Origin of the sequence: Dokdonia sinensis (assembly GCF_003688895.1) — a bacterium.
Classification (GTDB): Bacteria; Bacteroidota; Bacteroidia; order Flavobacteriales; family Flavobacteriaceae; genus Dokdonia; species Dokdonia sinensis.
This window is the reverse complement of record NZ_REFV01000005.1, coordinates 182,985-200,691: the sequence shown is the minus strand read 5'-3', so window position 1 is coordinate 200,691 and position 17,707 is coordinate 182,985. Positions and strand designations below refer to the sequence as shown.

The window sequence follows — 17,707 nt, the reverse complement described above, 5'->3', positions numbered from 1 at the left end:
TTTTTTAGACTGTTTGGACGGCGTTTGCTTGGTCAGCTTCTGCCTTTAGTTCTTTTAATTTTGCTTTTAACTTGATCATTAATGCTACTCGCAATTGCAAGTTTTCGATTAACGCGTTTACCATTTCCTCACTCACACCGCTTTCTGTAATTTCTAGGTTGAGTCGCTTGTATTCCTTATCCAGGGATGCGAGTTGTTTCAGGAAGGCATCTACCAGTTCCTTGTTATCATCTGTAATTTCCAGACGTGACAACTCGCTGTTTACACTTGCAAGATACTTTTGCTCAATGAGCTTAAAATCTGGTGAGATATTACTGAGTAATACTTCTTTTTCGGCAGCAGGTTGTTCTGTTTTGGTTTCTACAAATTGTGTTTCTGAGTCCGCTTTCGCGAAAGCGGAATTCCACACCATCCACACCACACCACCTGCAATTACAAATACCGCAGCAATTTTCATCCAGAGATATATCCCTCCTTTTGCCGAAGAATCTGTCTCTTGGGCAGATACTGGAAGCTCCTTTTCTAGTCTAGCAGTAAATCTTGCCGCGTGCCCCTCACGCAACTTTACATCAGACTTCTGGCCTTCCTTCTTGAGTAGCTCTCTAATATCCTGTGCCATAATTATTTACTTTTAATTGTTGTTGTAGTTTCTTTTTTCCCCGGTGCACCAAGGTTCTAGAAGCTACTTCTGTAATATTCAATATTTCTGCAATTTCCTGATGGTCGTATCCCTCGATTAAGAACAGCATTAAGGGATATTCGTACTTTTCTGGTAGTGCAGCGATGGTTTTCTTAATGTGCTCCACAGTCACATTATCGTCTATGCTCCAATCCTGAGGATCGTCATCTACCTTACCCATAACTTCTTCGTTAAGTGGGATGATAGTGGCACGCTTTGCTTTAATCATATCGAGGCTTTTATTAATTACGATACGTTTGAGCCAAGCCCCAAAAGTGACTTCTCCCGTAAACTGGTGCAACTTCGAAAAAGCATTTATAAAGCCCTCGTGCATCGCCTCTTCTGCTTCATAAGCATCTTTCAAAAATCGAAAGGCCACATAATACATGCCGTCGCAGTATTTGTTGTATAGCTGCAGCTGTGCCTTTCGGTCATTGCGTTTACATTGTTCTATAATGTCTGTGGTTAGCAAAATTTTTGATTGGTTTGGTTGCTGTTCTACTTAAATACGAAGGTAAAAAACGAATGTTGCAGAAATTTTTAATTTTTTCTAATTAGTGTAGGAAATCCTAGAACTATTAACAAGCTGTTGTGAGATCATCATTTTAAGGTATACTAAATTTACGCCAGTAAATACTATGAGACACCTTGATTTAGCATATGAAAAACTAAGCGACCTGCTAGACGAGCTCTACTGGGCTAAGCTCAGGTACGGACTAGCTAACGAGAAGCTATCCGGAAAGCCCTATTGTAAATTACTTAAAAGGATTTTACAGAGACATGAAGAAACAGCAATACATCTCATTGCTATTTTGCAAAAATCCAAGAAGACCTATGAGCCTTTTGACATTCCAGACACATATACAGATCAAGAGTGGGCCGAGATATTAAAGAGTGATAATTATGAGAGATCTATTTTAAAGTTTTGCCTCAAACAGGATAAGGTTGTGCTCAAACAAATGACTGCTTTAATAGATGATGGATGGCTACCTACTCCATTTTTAAGCACCTTAGTGGCTGCCGAATTCCAATTAAAACAATCACGGAAAGACTTAAAAAAAGTAAGAAAAAATCTCAAAGAGGATCCAAATAAGAAAAGTTCTAAATCTTTTTTTAAAAAACTGAGATTGAAGTTTTGACTTAAATCTGTTTGTCTCTAAAAATTAAACTATTAACAATTCCTTTGCTATCATTCATAGATTACTACACTATTTTAGCATTGACCATACCTAACATCATTATATGAAACATCTCGAACTCTCCTATGAAAAACTCAATGACTTACTAGATGAGTGCTTTTGGGCAGAGCGTCGGTATTATAACGCGGCTGAGGATATTCAAAAAACAGAGTGGAAACGCTTTTTAGGGAATCAAAGTGTGAACCGCAATAGATTTTGCAACCATATCATTACAGCGCTAGATCAAGAGGAACAGGAGGTAGACCGCCTAGATGTCATTAAGGGATTCCCAAATAGAGACTGGCACGAGGTAAAAGCGGCTCTTGTAAATCCTCAGGCAGATCACTTAATTGAGGAATGTATAAAACAAGATAATGTAGTCTTAGAGTTAATTGCTATTATTCTGAATGATGGCTGGCTACCTACACATATCTTAGAGATTATGGTACCTATGGAGTTTCAGATCAAGCAATCGCACATAGATCTGGAAACATTGCGACTCAAAATTCAAAAAGAAGCCACGGTTTCTCAAACTCAAATATTAGAGAATTCTAACCCTTCTGATAATATGGGGAGTGACTAATAGGTTATTCCTATTCTCTATATTTGAGCGATAAAGGTTATTTTAGTGCTCTAGCAATTATAACTTGAGCGATAAGCAAAACGAAAATACCACTTCTAAGGGCATCAATCCTTCTTTTCAATCTCGTAAAACGAGAAAAGGTCAAGTTGATGCGATTTCACTTTTTCACAAACTACGTCAAGGTAGTCACACTAGTCTTTCTAGAGCCATCACGCTCGTAGAAAGCACCACTTTTGTAGACCAACAAAACGCACAAGAACTCATAAAATTATGCCTTCCACACGCAGGCAATTCTATGCGTATAGGGATTACTGGAGTCCCTGGGGTTGGTAAAAGCACCTTTATAGAAGCTTTAGGGTCATATCTCACAAATAAAAACCACAAAGTGGCTGTTCTCGCCGTAGACCCGTCAAGTTCAGTTTCTCGTGGGAGCATTCTAGGTGATAAAACGAGGATGTCTCGACTTTCTCAAGATACAAATGCTTTCATAAGACCCTCGGCGAGTGGAGATTCATTGGGTGGTGTCGCTCGTAAAACCCGGGAAGCTATTATTCTCTGTGAGGCCGCTGGTTTTGACACAATTCTCATAGAAACCGTGGGTGTAGGCCAGAGCGAGACCATTGTTCACTCTATGGTAGATTTCTTTTTACTACTTAAATTGGCAGGGGCTGGCGACGAACTTCAAGGCATAAAAAGAGGAATTATCGAGATGGCAGATGCAATAGTAATCAATAAGGCTGATGGCGAGAATGTGAAAGCTGCTGGGGTTGCTAAGACCGCTTTCGCGAAAGCGTTACACTTATATCCTCCTAAGTCAAGCAACTGGCAACCTAAGGTCATTACTTGTAGCGCCCTGAAAGAAACTGGCGTAAAAGAAACGTGGCAATTAATTGAATCCTACTTTCGACAAACTAAAAAGTCTGGTCACTTCACCGAAAAACGAGCAGGGCAAAATAAATTTTGGCTATTGCAGACTATTGAAAATCAACTTAAGGATGATTTCTATAATAATGATTCTGTAAAAAGAGAACTTCCTGAAATTTTAGAAAAAGTAGCGCAAGGAAAACTTTCTCCTTTTCAAGCTGCCAGCGATTTATTAAAGATTCAATGAGTAACCGAAAGCTTATATTTCTTGAGTACATATTGCTGTAATTTATATGCACTAAAACCTAAAATACTTCCTACTATCATTCCAGAAAGCACATCACCAGGGTAATGGACTCCAAGGTAAATCCTGCTATAACCTATAACTGCCGCCCAAAAAAGAAGCCCGAATACAAGAAAACGATAGCGTGATTGTAGCGTGAGCCCAGCAAAAACTGCTATCGCCATACTACTCGTTGCGTGACCAGAGAAATAACCATAACGACCACATCGCTCTGCTATAAAACGCATTGAGGCCTTAAAAGCTTCTTCTTGACAGGGTCGAGGTCGCATAACACTATGCTTGAAGAGATAAGAAATCTGGTCTGTCGCAGTAATAAGTACCGCTACAACTAATACGGTAAGTAATGTTCCTTTTGCCCCATACTTTTTAAACATTAAAAATAATAATACAGCATATAGCGGAATCGAACTTAGTTTATTTGTAATGAATAACCAGATAGGATCCCAAGTAGTATTACCTAAGCCGTTAAGGAAAAGAAAAAGTTCCTGATCGTAGCCTATTAATGTCTCCATATGAGCTTAGTCTTCATCGTATTTTGCAATCTCGGCATCATACCAGGCTGTAGCTTCTTTTATGGCGTTTTCTGTTTCTGTAGCGAGTTCGTCTTTGTCCTGACTATCGAATTCTTCTAACCACTCAATCTCATCCTTAGTCAGATCAATAATGAATCGCGGGAATGCAGTATGAATTACAAAAATAGCGTCTTGAAATTCTGAATTATCGCCTAAAAGAAATTTGGGTATCGTCATAACTTAAACTTTTTACAGTAAGGATATGGAAAAGCTTTCCATCAATAATGCAAATGTATTATAAATAGTCCATAGCCCCAGCAGGAATGCGTTTTCAAACTCATTCATTTTAGTTTTAAATAAATTATCTTTAATGCGCTTATTTACAACACTATGAATCCCAAAGAATATCATTTTAAATTACCACGAACGAAGACACCAAAAAACATTACAATCCCAGAAGTCTGGTATCCTGGAGTTCAACAGATGTGGGAAAAATCTACCTCTAAAAGAATATACAACCCAATTTTTGGAATTAAAGCCGTAGTGATACACGCCACAGCTGGTCACTCTTCTGACGGCGCAATGTCTGTAATGCGCAACGGCCGTGCAAGCTGGCATTGGCTAGTACCCGATGAAAATGAAGAAGCACACGAAAACCTCGTATGGGCTTGTGCTCCAGAAACATTAACCGCCTGGCACGTACGCAATAGTATATCTCATCCGGATGTAAATCAGGGTAAGAACAAAACTAACCATTGGTCCTTAGGGATTGAGATAGTAAACAGTCAAGTACAGGATCCATTTTCAGACTGGCAAGTAAAAATTACCGCAGATATCGTAAAATATTGTTGGGCAAAGTATCCTAATCTTGAACACGTGCTCTCACATGCAATGCTAGATCCTTCAAGAAGGACTGACCCAGGTATATTATTTCCGTGGGAAGAGTTTAAGGCGCAAGTTCTTGACTCAAATTTTGAAGATATGCTCGTTTTTCAAGATGATGTAGAAGCAAAGAGCAAGGAAATTTCAGAACTTACGTTTGAGGATTTGCATTTTACAGACTTGTGCTCCTAAAATAAAAAAGCCTCAATCGTTGATTGAGGCATTAAGAATTATGATGAATAGAACTCTATAATTCCTCTAATGTAACAGTTACATTTTCAGTAATCACGTGGCACAAATCCTCAGTTTCGGTAACGATAACAGATTCGATAACGGTCTGATAACCATCTCGTTCAATAACAAGGGAATACGTACCAGCTCTCTCTGCAAGACCTCTAAATACTCCGGTAGATGACTCTTGGAGTTGCTCCATAAAACTTCCCTCAGTTGCATTAATTGTTACTCCGTCTAATGGCTGGCTGGTCATTGCGTCTAGAACGGTCACAACGACTCCATCACGCACCTCTGTGGTACAAGTCGCTACTTCTTCAGCTCCTCCATCATCATCGTCTCCACAAGAAATGAAAAATAATAGCATTATGGGTAATAAGAGATATTTCATAGTTTTTCTAAATTTTAGTTACGAATATAACGATAAATGGTGATGTGGAATTGTACGCTTTCGCGAAAGCGTAAAAACTCTACAGATTATCCAGCTGGTTACTGCTCTTATCATCACTTATGGTCCAGAAAAATCCGACAAAGAAAAACTGGTCTGCTCCGGGCAGTAGAGCACGTCTGTCAAAATTCCCATTTGCATTAGGCGTATTACTATATTGATAGCCATTAACATTTTGAAACGCCAAAACATTGTTTATAGAAGCATAAATAATTTTTTGTTGAGATAATAAATAAGCCCAGTTAAGGCTTAGGCTATTAAATGATTTCGTTTGTTCTTGTAAAAATCCTGGAGTATTAGGATTGGTATAACTGCGTCCTGACCCGTACTGATAGCTCAGCCCAACTTGAGATTTCCAGTCCTCAATAAAATATTTTCCCACTATCGAAACATTGTGCTCATTTGCAAAGGGAGCTCTCGCTCTTGTCGGGTAATTCAGGTATTGACGCTCGCTATCCAGATAGGAGTAACTTACCCAATAATCCATATTCTTTATACTCGTATTATCGCGCCAAAAGATGTCAACTCCTTGTGCATAACCATCTCCATCATTACCATAATTGCTTTCAAAGCCTGGCATTTCTGTGTCAAAAGTGACGAGAGAATTATAGTCCTTGCGATATCCCTCTGCTCTAAAAATACGACCATTATCATTGTATTGATAGTTGAGTATATAATGTTTGGTTTGCTGTGGTTCAAAATTGGTCGAGAATTTTAAATACTCAGAAACTGGGTTTTGATAAAAATCGCCATAAGCGAGCGACAGCTGACTCTTCTTGCCCGTTTTGTAAGCTACCGAAGCTCGAGACGAAACCGTAAAGTCATCCATCACGTCCGTATATTCTCCACGTACCCCAATTTTAAGAGCGAGTTTTTTTGAAAAAATGATGTCGCTCTCTGCAAATAGTCCAGAAATGTTACTTTCATAACCGTAACTATCATCAATAGATACGTCGCCAAACGCTCCTTGAAAATCCTCATTAAAGTCAGTGTAAAAATGCTCTGCGCCAAAGGCTAATTTGAGTCTACTGCTGAAACGTTTCTTGAATTTTGCCTTAAAATGAAATGAATTTTCTGTGTCGTCTATTTCGTTAGACAGTACATCTATTTTATTATTGGCCAGGGTATAGCTCGCGCCAGTATTAATGCTCCAAGTGTCTCCCAACATTCCTGTGTAACTCGTATTGAGGTACAGATTCTTATTGTTAAGTTTAAAATCTACGCCTTCGGGGATGTTAATATCTTCCTGTGTAAGTTCAAAATTTGTTGCATCTACAGCAGTATAAAATTTAAATAATCCGTTTGCTGTGCGATAGCGATACACAGCCTCTCCGGCAATTGCCTCAAAAGGTTTTTCCCAATCATTACGTCCTGGATATAGGGCTATATATGGAGCCAGATTAATATAGGAAGTGCTTAAACTGAGTGAGCTTTTTTCCCATTTCTTGGTATGCCCTACTCCGCCACCCACGCTCATAATAGAAATATCTGTCTTGTTTTGGTCTGGCTCATCTATGGTATTGAGTAACAATACGCTGGAGAGTGCCTGTCCATACTCCGCACTATAACCACCCGTAGAAAAAGTAATCCCGTCAAAAAGAAAAGGAGAATACCGCCCACGCGTGGGAATATTATTCGTTGTAGGTGTGTACGGTGTAAAGACACGGATGCCGTCTATAAAAATCTGCGTCTCATTTGCATCTCCACCACGCACAAATAGACGACCATCCTCTGCCACCGTAGTAGTTCCAGGTAATGTTTGTAGCGCCCCGACAAAATCTCCCAGCGCACTAGCTGTTGTAACAACATCTAGCGGTTTCAGGACCGAAATTTTACTGTTATCACTAGCTTCAAAAGTCCCTGCCGAAAGTACTACTGCATCCAGACTATTTACATCTTCTCGCAAGGCTATAGTCATATTCTTCATCGTTGTCACATCTGCCGTATACACGTATGTTTCAAATGATATAAAAGATACTGTGAGCGTTTGGCTTCCGCTTTCAGACGTTTTAAAGCTAAAAGTCCCATTCACTTCAGAAGAAACGCCATCGTATGTGCCGTCCAGAAAAATGTTAGCACCTAAAATTGGATTTCCTTTGTTATCGGTAACGGTTCCAGAAATCTCTGTTTGGGCTTGTGTGGTTAAACAAAACAGAAAGAAAATGTATAAATATGCTCTCATAAATATGATTTTGATTGATTGTGAGGTAAAAATGAGGCGTTTTACGCTTTCGCGAAAGCAAACAAAACCCAATTGTTGAATCTTTACGCCCAACTGTAATTTCATCATAATTTGTACATTTAGAATATGGATAAAGCCGAAAAACTAGAAGCCTACTACAAAAAAGAAAGTCCATTTAAAGAGGGCCTCAAACGTATACGCCAGATTCTGAACGAGACTGAACTTAAGGAAGACTGGAAATGGAGTTTCCCTTGCTATACTGTAAATGAGAAAAATGTCATCGGGGTAGGAAGTTTTAAAAATCACTTTGGGATTTGGTTTTTTCAAGGGTCCTTTCTAAAAGACAAAGAAGGAATACTGCGCAATGCACAAGAAGGAAAGACAAAAGCCTTGCGCTCCTTGCACTACGAATCCCCATCCGACATAGATCCTTCCATAATCAGAGCTTACGTTTTGGAAGCCATTGCAAACAGTCACGCAGGTAAAGAAATAAAACCTACAAGAGCCAAAAAAGTAACAGCAATACCAGAAGAATTAAAGCACGCATTTAAAAATGACAAAGTGCTAGGCAATGCCTTTAAAGAGCTTACTCCCGGAAAGCAACGGGAATATGCAACGCATATAGGAGGCGCAAAACAGGAAGCCACCAGATTAAGACGACTAGAGAAATGCATCCCAATGATAATGAGCGGAAAAGGATTGAACGATAAATACAAGAATTGCTAAAACTAAAGATATGGCAGAACCTAAAACAAAGAAAAACGACGCTTCCGTTGAAGATTTCCTCAATGCCATAGACCATTCCGGAAAAAGAGAGGATAGTTTTGAAATATTAAGATTGATGGAAGAAATTACCGGAGTAGCTCCTAAAATGTGGGGAGGAAGTATTGTTGGTTTTGACGAATATCATTACAAATACGCGAGTGGTCGCGAGGGTGACTGGCCCATCGTTGGTTTCTCTCCGCGTAAACAAAATATAAGCCTATACATTATGCCCGGATTCTCACGGTTTCAAGATTTACTACCAAAACTTGGGAAGCACAAAACCAGTAAAGCCTGCCTCTATATTAATAAACTCGCAGATGTAAACAACGAAGTGTTAAGTCAAATAATATTAAAATCAGTAGCTTATATGAGGGAGAAATATCACTAAAAGCCTCCTTGTTAAAATTTACTATTTGTATCGTTTCCCGTGTTTGATCACCATATCCACATCTTGCAATAGGCTTATATAGCGCAGTACATCACCTTTAACGGCAATGATATCTGCATATTTTCCAGGAGTGATTGTTCCAACTTCATCTGCTTTACCCATCCAGAGTGACGGCCAGTAGGTCGCCCCTCTAATCGCATACATCGGGTCCATACCAAACTCATTTACCCACACATCCAGCTCGTTCCAAGTAGACTGGCTGTGAAATTTCATAGGAATACCGCTATCTGTGCCTACAAGTAATACAACTCCTGCATCTCTTAATTGCTTTATTTTACGTTCGAGAGTAGGCTTTCTCACAGGTGTCAGTTGGAAGTACGGTAATCTATCTGGATGTTCAATACTTTTTTTAATATCTACAATAACAGAATCCGGTAATCCTCTATGCCAAGAGTCCCCATCCAGTTTTTCCTTGTTATCACGTGTATATTCGTAATTATATAGCCCCTCTACTGTAGGACACCAATATAAAGGTCCTTTATTCATTTGAGCCGTGCGCTCCCTAATCATTTCCATTATATCCTCGGGATACTCTGGAGCAGACGATAATCCCGTGTGCTCAAAACAGTCTACATCTGCCAGAAGTCCGCGTCTGATTTCTTCTGGGCGATGACCGTGAGCCACTACTTTAAGATTATGTTTATGCGCCTCATCTACAATTGCCTTGAGTTCCTCCATGGTCATCTGGTCTTGATCTATGAGTTTAATACAGTCTACGCCAGCTTTGGCGAGTTTCCTTATCTTTTTACGTCCATCCTCTGGGCCAGCAACTCCCCATCTAAAAGCTTCGGTGCCAGGGTAAGGTTTATGTTGTATAAATGGTCCTGAAACATATAAAGTAGCTCCTGGTTTTTCGCCATTATTTATAGCATCTCGCACAGCAATGCTCTCTTCTAGTGGTGCTCCCAAATCTCTTGCGCTAGTAACTCCTGCCATTAATAGTTGCTCTGCAGATGATGGCATAATTACATCTTCCAGTAATGGCGGGTACTCTCTATCCCAATATGCGTAATCTGCATGACCATTTATCATCGTGTGCACATGCATATCCCAAAGTCCAGGAAGCACGCTCATACCCTCTGTAGAGATTATTTTTGCATCCTTAGGAATGTCGACTTCTCCCATCGTTCCTGTTGCGATAATTTTTTCTCCTTTAATTATGACTACGCTGTTTTTAATAGGTGCTCCTCCATAACCGTCTATTAGGGTACCACCTACAAGAGCAGTAATGGTATCATTTTGAGCAAAAATAGTTCCCGTAAGAAAAATAAATAGGACGCAGAGTAATGAGTAACGTTTTATCATGGCAAGCAAATGGTGTTGATTAATAACTAAATATAATCAATCTATTTTTTAACAAACCACTATATACTCAATGATCCTTTATAATTTATTATTGGGCAGTATGGCAAGTCACTAAGTGACCGCGCTATACGTTCATACGCTTCGGTGGCCTTCACTACGTTTAGGCAACCTGCAGGGTATCCACTCCTATCGCTCTCGCACGATTATAGTATTTTATGAATTAAGAGACTTCTTTAATGCTTCCTTTTTGGATTTTTGGTTCGTTTAAATTTCAGTAAAACAATAATGCCAATAAATCAAATAGACATATTATATATCCAGACAACTTTTCGCGAAAGCGGAATCACAACACTTCTCACGTTTCCTTATCTTTGTATAAGAACTTTAAGATAATAATGATGAATAATATCCCAAGTGTTGACCTCGCAGACTTTCTGAGTGATGATCCTGCTCGTAAAGCAAAATTTGTTCAGGAAATAGGATCTGCATACGAAGACATAGGATTTGTATCGCTCAAGAATCATTTTCTGGGTGATAATCTTGTGGATAGCCTATACGACGAAGTAAAATCCTTTTTTGCACTTCCGCTGGAAACGAAGTCTAAATATGAAATAGAAGGTGGTGGTGGCCAGCGTGGTTATATTTCTTTTGGTAAAGAACACGCAAAGGGAAAAAAGGAAGGAGATTTAAAGGAGTTCTGGCATTTTGGCCAAGAGCCAGACGAGGATGCAAACCTTCCCGAAGCATATCCAGAAAACGTTCAAGTTAAAGAACTTAAGCATTTTAATGAGACCGGAATGGAGGCCTATCGTATGCTCGAGAAAACGGGGATTTACGTTTTAAGGGCACTAGCCCTGTACATAGGCCTTGATGAATTTTACTTTGATCATTGGGCAAATAATGGAAATAGTATCCTGCGCCCCATACACTACCCACCTATTACCGAAGAGCCCAAAGGTGCCGTGCGCGCAGGTGCTCACGGAGATATTAATTTAATAACATTATTAATGGGAGCCTCTGCTGGAGGATTACAAGTATTACGTAAAGATGGTGAGTGGATAGACGCTATCCCTAACGAGGACGAACTTGTGATTAATGTAGGTGATATGCTGGAACGCCATACTAATAATAAATTGCGCTCTACCATACATCGGGTTGTAAATCCACCTAAGGATCAATGGGACACGCCACGATACTCGATACCATTCTTTATGCACCCGCGTAGTGATATGAAGTTAAACTGTCTGGAGGAATGCATAGATGCAGAGCATCCTAAAGCGTTTGAAGATATCACAGCCGGAGAATTCTTGCACCAGAGATTAGTGGAGATTGGGTTGATAAAGAAGTAAGTTCACACAAAACTGAATGAAACACCCTAATCCTTATAGAGCACTAAACATAAGTTGGGGATGGATGATATTGCTCTTTATTGTGTTTCCTGTGATAGGAATGATTCTTCAGTTTGTGATATTATTTATATCGCTATATCAGGATGTAATTATTAATTTTCCGATTGTCGCACTACCATTTTTTATTCTATTTGGTGTTTTCTTTTGGTGGCATTGGGTAGTCTCAACACGACTAAATGAAAAATTGTTAATGAGCAAGAGCTTAGATTCTATTTGGTATAAAAGAGCATTTTACGTTTGTCTTTTTTCGATGATCTTACTATTTATATCCTCTTTTGCATTTGATATTTTTTTACTTATTGACCCATATATTGGTGGTCTAGCAAACTCTATATTATCCGTTTTTTTATTTTTTCTTATGCTAGCGACATTTGCTAGTTATATCTACACCGTATATTTTACAAGCGAGGTCTTGAGCAAGCTACTTGAAGGTAAACCTAAGAAATCTGGCTTTCTGTATAATGTACCATACTTTATGAAAGTCTGGGTTTTCCCAATGGGTATACCACTCATAAATGAGGAATTAAGAAAATTATAAATGACAATTTTGTACATTGACTTATGGACTTAAAAGACCAACTTAAAAATCTTTTCCCCGAACATACTCCCGAGGAAACTCCTACTGAGGAACTTGCAAAGGAAGATACCCTCTGGATTCAAAACGACCCGCTTATTTGCAAATATGAAAAGCGTAAAGGCAAGCCTATTACAATTATAGAGGGCTATACCGGAGAAACTTCTGACTTTAAAATTCTTGCCAAAGAAATTAAAGTCCTCTTAGGCGTAGGTGGTAGTTTTAAAAACGAGAGCATTATCATACAAGGCGATTACCGTGATCGTATTATGAATTTCCTAAAAGACAAAGGTTTTAAAACAAAACGCGTAGGTGGATAATCGCACCCTACACATCGTAAATGGGGATAGCCTAGGCCGTAAACTGCAAACACTCCAGTATGCTGGAGATTACGTGACTTGGCGCGAAATGCTCTGTGAAGGTCCCACCACTACCAATCTTCTCAACAAACGTTTTACGGATAAGCGCAAACAATTTCTAGAAGAGACCTATAGTATTCCACCAGATAATTATGAGCATTCTTTTGTATCGCAATTGGAATTGCTTCAAAATGCAAAGAAATATGACGAAATCATACTCTGGTTCGAGTACGACCTCTTCTGTCATCTTAATATGATGGCGTGCTTACGCTTCCTGAAAAAACTAAAACGAAAAGAGAAAATTACATTAGTATGTAGTGGTCGTGTTTCAGGCTCAAATGAACTTTTGGGGCTTTCAGAACTGAGCGACGCGCAGTTGAAAAAACACTACGAAGAGCGTGTAGAACTGACAGAAAGCGACCTTGATCTCGCCCATTTAGTCTGGTCCTACTACTCGAAGGGTCGGGTGCGTAGACTCAAACCTAAAATTGCAAAAAAATCAAACTTTAAATATTTATCTAGTTGTCTCCGAGCACATAAAGAACGCTTTCCAGATAGTGTAACAGGCTTGAACACACTAGAAACAACAATTCTCAAACTCATTAAAAAGGAGCGCATCGTAAGTAGGAATCAGTTGTGTGGATATGCTTTGCAACATCAGGGTTACTATGGTTTTGGCGATATGCAATTGTTCAGGATCATCGATAAAATGGAACGTTTTTATGATAAGCAAGACGGTGTATTTAAGCTTAACAATAAGGGGGAACAAGCTATTAATGGCACAGATAATTTCTTCAAAACGATGGAAGATGATATGCGATTTGGGGGAAATGATAAATATGGATATGTTTATGATGCCACAAAAAATAAACTCATCCGAAGACGACGATAATGATGACCATCGCACCCTCAGAACTTATACTTAATCCTAATGGAAGTGTATATCACTTGCACTTGCAACCCGAAGACATTGCCACGACCATCATCACCGTAGGAGATCCGGACCGTGTAGATTCGGTTACGAAGCATTTTGATAACATACGATTTACAACCCAAAAACGCGAATTCAAAACCAGCACAGGAACCTACAAAGGCAAGGAAATCACCGTGATCTCAACAGGAATTGGTACAGATAATATCGACATTGTACTCAATGAACTCGATGCGCTGGTTAATATTGATTTACAAACTCGAACGATTAAGGAAAAGCACACCAGCCTAGATATCATCCGCATTGGTACAAGTGGCGCAATACAAGAAGATATATCGATAGATAGCTTTTTGATTAGTAGGTATGCTATTGGACTCGATGCGCTACTTTACTTTTACGACAGCAAGCACGTGCAACATCCCGAAATTCAAGAAGCTTTCATAAAGCAAATGGATTGGTCTTCGGACAAAAGTGCTCCTTATGTGGTGAGTTGTGATAGTTCGCTTGCACTTAAGTTTACTTCTGATGAGTTGATTGAGGGATTTACGGCGACAAACATCGGTTTTTATGGTCCTCAGGGACGGAAACTTCGGTTAAAAACTAGTGATGCAATGATGAATAGGAAGATGGGTGAATTCCGCTTTCGCGAAAGCGGAAAAAATATTCGCATCACAAATTTAGAAATGGAAACATCAGGCATCTACGGACTTGCCAAACTCTTAGGCCATCGCGCCGTTTCTTTAAACGCAATTCTTGCAAACAGAGCCACGATGAAATTTAGCTCCTCACCTACTCAGACAACCGAAAAATTAATTGCCTTTGCGCTGAATAAAATCGTACAAGATTAGTTTAACAAAAGCTTAATTTAAAGGTAGTGGGGCTTTTGTAGATTTGACGCAAAAGCCCGATAATGATCAAACTGGACGATACAAATTACAGACATAGAGACCTTAACTGGCTCTCGTTTAATGAACGTGTCCTTCAAGAAGCTGAGGATGTCGAGCACAACCCAGTTTACGAAAGGCTAAAGTTTCTTGCCATCTATTCCACAAATCTCGACGAGTTTTTTCGTGTGCGTGTCTCGCAGTTAAGACAGTTAAAGCGTGTCAAAAAAAGTGTGCGCAAACAACTGTCACTCGAGCCCAATAAAATTGTAAAGGAAATTAAAAAAACCGTTCAGGAACAGCAGGAGCGCTTTGGCGACATTTTTAGAAAGCAAATCATTCCTGAACTTAAGGAAAATCATATTCATCTGCTTACCTCAAAGGATTATAACGAGGCACAAAAAGAAGAAATTGACGCATATTTTAAATCCCATATTAAGGAACACCTAGAAGTACGGACAGTAGCGACGGATACTGACGAGAGTATTTTTCTAGAAAATCAGTCCTTGTATTTCTGTGTACGTTTTAAAGACGATAAACAAATCGGTTTTGTAAATATTCCGTCAGACAAGATAGAAAGATTCATTACGCTTGCGCAAAATAATGAAGAGCACTACATCACGTTTATAGACGATATCATCCATACCAGAATAAAGGAGCTTTTCCCCGATCAAACTGTCAGAGCTATACACGAGATAAAAATGTCTCGAGATGCAGAACTATATCTAGATGACGAGATGGATGGCATACTAGCAGATAAGATTTATGCCTCTCTAAAGCAACGTCATCAGGGACAACCTACACGCTTACTTTATGATGCCTCTATGTCACCAGAAGATGTGAAGAGTTTACGCAAACTGCTTAATGTAGGAAAAGTAGATATGATGCCTGGTGGGCGTTACCATAACTTTAATGACTTTTTTAGCTTTCCAGACCCATCAGGTAATGCAGATTTGCATTTTAAAAAGCAGACAACTATTCATCACAAAGCGTTAGAGGATTCTGAAGATTATTTTAAAACCATTAGAGAAAAAGATCAGCTGGTGCACTTTCCTTTTATGACCTTTAATTATGTGGAACGATTTGTAGCACAAGCTTCTACCGACCTAGAGGTGACAGATATTAAAATATCGCTGTATCGCGTCGCAGACGAATCCCCGCTCACTACAGCCCTACTCAAAGCGCTGGAGAACGGAAAGAAGGTACTCATATTTATTGAAGCCAAAGCCCGTTTTGACGAAAAGAACAACATTACCTGGGGAAGAAAATTTGAGGAGAAAGGTGCAAAAGTTATTTACAGTTATCCGCGTATAAAAGTGCATTCTAAAATTCTACTTATTCGTAGGCTTGAAGATGGTAAAAAACGTAACTACGTTTACATAGGCACCGGAAATTTTAATGCCAAAACTTCAAAAATTTACAGCGACCACGGCCTGTTTTCGGCAAATAAGAAGATTGGGAAAGAGCTCAACCGGGTTTTTAGAGTGCTGGACGGAGAGCTTATTGTGCCTCGCAACAAGCACTTACTTGTTTCTCCATTTACCACACGTCGCACGTTTGAGAGAATGATTAACGAAGAAATAGACCACGCTAGACAAGGTAAAAGGGCCGAAATCCGAATCAAAATGAATAGTCTCGAAGATAAAGAGATGATACGATTGCTTTACAAAGCGAGTCAAGAAGGCGTAAAAATTAGAATGCTAGTACGCGGTTTTACCTCGCTCGTTCCTGGCGTAAAAGGCTTGAGTGAGAACATATATATGACTAGCGTACTAGATAGATATTTAGAACACGGTCGCATTTATCATTTTCATAATGATGGTGATGAGAAGCTATACATAGGCTCTGCAGACTGGATGACCCGTAATCTAGACAGAAGAATTGAAGTTCTTGTTCCTATCATAGACAAGGATTGCAAGAACGAACTCAAAGCGATTCTGGACATTCAGATAAATGATAACTGTAAAGCGCGTATACAGAATGCGAAGGAGGATAACACTTTCGTGAAAAGGGATACAGACGCAGTAAAAATTCGCTCACAATATGCTATTTTTGACTTTTTAAAAGAACAGCATACTTAATGACAACAATACGTGTAGGAGGCGTTCCAGAACATTTTAATTTACCTTGGCATCTTGCCATTGAAGATGGAATGTTTGAAGCGCAAGGAATCAACTTAGAGTGGACAGAATTTCCTGAAGGTACGGGAGCGATGAACAAAGCATTGCGCAATCGAGAAATTGATATGGCCGTTATCCTTACTGGCGGTGTTATAAAAGATATTGCCCACGGAAATCCATCTAAGATCTTACAAGTTTTTGTTTCCTCTCCTTTACAATGGGGCGTTCACGTAGGTGCAAAAAGTAATTTCCAATCTATAGATGAACTAGAAAATACAACCTGCGCCATAAGTCGTTATGGCTCTGGTTCGCACGTAATGGCCTATGTGCAAGCCAGACAGAGAGGTTGGGATACAACGAAGTTAAAATTTGAAGTTGTAAACACATTAGAAGGAGCCATTAAAGCGCTGACTGATGGTACCGCAGATTATTTTATGTGGGAACACTTTACCACAAAACCTGTGGTAGATGCTGGAATTTTTAGGAGACTAGGAGACTTCCCCACGCCGTGGAGTTGTTTTGCGGTTGCATCCCACGACGAGATTATCGCTCAATACCCGAATGAACTTAAAGAAATACTGGATATAGTAAACATCGTGACCGAAGATTTCAAGAAAATCCCGTCCATAGACCGCACGCTCGCACATCGTTATGAGCAAAAACTAGAAGACATTCAGAAATGGTTAGGGATGACAACTTGGTCTCAACAACAGATTTCTAACGACGAAATTGAACGTGTTCAAAGCAGATTATTAGATTTAGATATGATTGATAACAAGCTGGAACCTAGAGAATACAAGGCCTCAATAAAATAATTAATTTTTTTTAAGTTTTTACGCAACCTTTTAGAATCTTGAGTATCTACATAGTAGAAACCAATCAAAACTCTATGACCACTTTCCTTATCATCATCGGTTGTTTGCTTGTGCTTAATTTTGCATTGCTCACTTTTAGCTGTAATAAAAGTACAGAACCAGAGGAAGGAGAAGAATAGAATTTTATCGATTTATACACTACAAAACGGCCCTGAAGCTTAATTCAAATTTTCG

The 17,707-nt window shown here is 39.3% G+C and carries 20 protein-coding genes; 13 read left to right on the top strand and 7 right to left on the bottom strand.

All coding sequences use genetic code 11. The annotated features are described in order from the left end of the window. Window positions 1–4: 4 nt before the first annotated feature. Together EAX61_RS07195 and EAX61_RS07190 are read right to left on the bottom strand one after the other, a co-directional pair. A complete protein-coding gene (locus EAX61_RS07195) occupies window positions 5–619 on the bottom strand; it encodes a hypothetical protein (RefSeq protein ID WP_121917003.1) in 615 nt (204 codons plus the stop codon). Continuing rightward, window positions 603–1,151, bottom strand: a complete 549-nt coding sequence (locus tag EAX61_RS07190; protein ID WP_121917002.1) for an RNA polymerase sigma factor — start codon at window positions 1,149–1,151, stop codon at window positions 603–605. Before EAX61_RS07190 ends, EAX61_RS07195 begins: the two co-directional genes overlap by 17 nt. A 166-nt stretch (window positions 1,152–1,317) precedes the next feature. On the opposite strand from EAX61_RS07190, the gene EAX61_RS07185 reads away from it, so the two are divergent. The 3 genes from EAX61_RS07185 (at window position 1,318) to meaB (ending at window position 3,551) form a co-directional block, all read left to right on the top strand. Then, window positions 1,318–1,818 (top strand): hypothetical protein, encoded by a 501-nt coding sequence (locus EAX61_RS07185; protein ID WP_121917001.1) that lies wholly within the window; start codon window positions 1,318–1,320, stop codon window positions 1,816–1,818. 103 nt (window positions 1,819–1,921) lie between these two features. Then, entirely contained in the window at window positions 1,922–2,440 is a 519-nt protein-coding gene (locus EAX61_RS07180) for a DUF2383 domain-containing protein (protein ID WP_121917000.1), read from the top strand. Between the two features lie 64 nt (window positions 2,441–2,504). Further along, window positions 2,505–3,551, top strand: coding sequence for a methylmalonyl Co-A mutase-associated GTPase MeaB (gene meaB / locus EAX61_RS07175; protein WP_121916999.1), 1,047 nt, complete (start codon window positions 2,505–2,507; stop codon window positions 3,549–3,551). On the opposite strand, the gene EAX61_RS07170 is transcribed toward meaB, so the two are convergent. Together EAX61_RS07170 and EAX61_RS07165 are read right to left on the bottom strand one after the other, a co-directional pair. Continuing rightward, entirely contained in the window at window positions 3,545–4,120 is a 576-nt protein-coding gene (locus tag EAX61_RS07170) for a phosphatase PAP2 family protein (protein WP_121916998.1), read from the bottom strand. The genes meaB and EAX61_RS07170 overlap by 7 nt on opposite strands. Before the next feature lie 6 nt (window positions 4,121–4,126). Beyond that, the gene (locus EAX61_RS07165; protein WP_121916997.1) at window positions 4,127–4,357 is read right to left on the bottom strand and encodes a hypothetical protein; all 231 of its coding nucleotides are present in this window, start codon (window positions 4,355–4,357) and stop codon (window positions 4,127–4,129) included. Window positions 4,358–4,510: 153 nt separating this feature from the next. On the opposite strand from EAX61_RS07165, the gene EAX61_RS07160 reads away from it, so the two are divergent. Continuing rightward, window positions 4,511–5,194 (top strand): N-acetylmuramoyl-L-alanine amidase, encoded by a 684-nt coding sequence (locus EAX61_RS07160; RefSeq protein ID WP_121916996.1) that lies wholly within the window; start codon window positions 4,511–4,513, stop codon window positions 5,192–5,194. 55 nt (window positions 5,195–5,249) lie between these two features. Here the strand turns inward: EAX61_RS07160 and EAX61_RS07155 are convergent, their stop codons facing one another. Both EAX61_RS07155 and EAX61_RS07150 read right to left on the bottom strand, forming a co-directional pair. Further along, complete coding sequence (locus EAX61_RS07155) at window positions 5,250–5,624, bottom strand: carboxypeptidase-like regulatory domain-containing protein (RefSeq protein WP_121916995.1); 375 nt, start codon at window positions 5,622–5,624, stop codon at window positions 5,250–5,252. Between the two features lie 79 nt (window positions 5,625–5,703). Then, entirely contained in the window at window positions 5,704–7,863 is a 2,160-nt protein-coding gene (locus tag EAX61_RS07150) for a TonB-dependent receptor (protein ID WP_121917037.1), read from the bottom strand. Window positions 7,864–7,989: 126 nt separating this feature from the next. Here EAX61_RS07150 and EAX61_RS07145 point away from each other — a divergent pair, with 126 nt between their 5' ends. Together EAX61_RS07145 and EAX61_RS07140 are read left to right on the top strand one after the other, a co-directional pair. Beyond that, window positions 7,990–8,589 (top strand): YdeI/OmpD-associated family protein, encoded by a 600-nt coding sequence (locus EAX61_RS07145; RefSeq protein WP_121916994.1) that lies wholly within the window; start codon window positions 7,990–7,992, stop codon window positions 8,587–8,589. 10 nt (window positions 8,590–8,599) lie between these two features. Continuing rightward, window positions 8,600–9,016, top strand: a complete 417-nt coding sequence (locus EAX61_RS07140) for a DUF1801 domain-containing protein (protein WP_121916993.1) — start codon at window positions 8,600–8,602, stop codon at window positions 9,014–9,016. 21 nt (window positions 9,017–9,037) lie between these two features. Here the strand turns inward: EAX61_RS07140 and EAX61_RS07135 are convergent, their stop codons facing one another. After that, a complete protein-coding gene (locus EAX61_RS07135) occupies window positions 9,038–10,381 on the bottom strand; it encodes an amidohydrolase family protein (RefSeq protein ID WP_121916992.1) in 1,344 nt (447 codons plus the stop codon). Between the two features lie 398 nt (window positions 10,382–10,779). Here EAX61_RS07135 and EAX61_RS07130 point away from each other — a divergent pair, with 398 nt between their 5' ends. The 7 genes from EAX61_RS07130 to EAX61_RS07100 all read left to right on the top strand — a co-directional run bounded on the left by EAX61_RS07130 (window position 10,780) and on the right by EAX61_RS07100 (window position 17,473). Continuing rightward, entirely contained in the window at window positions 10,780–11,730 is a 951-nt protein-coding gene (locus tag EAX61_RS07130; RefSeq protein ID WP_121916991.1) for an isopenicillin N synthase family dioxygenase, read from the top strand. A gap of 16 nt (window positions 11,731–11,746) precedes the next feature. Beyond that, entirely contained in the window at window positions 11,747–12,328 is a 582-nt protein-coding gene (locus EAX61_RS07125; RefSeq protein ID WP_121916990.1) for a hypothetical protein, read from the top strand. Between the two features lie 23 nt (window positions 12,329–12,351). Beyond that, window positions 12,352–12,684 (top strand): translation initiation factor, encoded by a 333-nt coding sequence (locus EAX61_RS07120; protein ID WP_121916989.1) that lies wholly within the window; start codon window positions 12,352–12,354, stop codon window positions 12,682–12,684. Then, the gene (locus tag EAX61_RS07115; RefSeq protein WP_121916988.1) at window positions 12,677–13,615 is read left to right on the top strand and encodes a DUF1835 domain-containing protein; all 939 of its coding nucleotides are present in this window, start codon (window positions 12,677–12,679) and stop codon (window positions 13,613–13,615) included. Before EAX61_RS07120 ends, EAX61_RS07115 begins: the two co-directional genes overlap by 8 nt. Before the next feature lie 2 nt (window positions 13,616–13,617). Next, window positions 13,618–14,502 carry a nucleoside phosphorylase gene (locus tag EAX61_RS07110; RefSeq protein WP_121916987.1) on the top strand — a complete coding sequence of 295 codons (885 nt, stop codon included), beginning with the start codon at window positions 13,618–13,620 and terminating at the stop codon, window positions 14,500–14,502. A 62-nt stretch (window positions 14,503–14,564) separates the two neighbouring features. After that, window positions 14,565–16,619 (top strand): polyphosphate kinase 1, encoded by a 2,055-nt coding sequence (gene ppk1, locus EAX61_RS07105; RefSeq protein WP_121916986.1) that lies wholly within the window; start codon window positions 14,565–14,567, stop codon window positions 16,617–16,619. After that, entirely contained in the window at window positions 16,619–17,473 is an 855-nt protein-coding gene (locus tag EAX61_RS07100; protein WP_121916985.1) for a substrate-binding domain-containing protein, read from the top strand. Before ppk1 ends, EAX61_RS07100 begins: the two co-directional genes overlap by 1 nt. Window positions 17,474–17,707 lie beyond the last annotated feature (234 nt).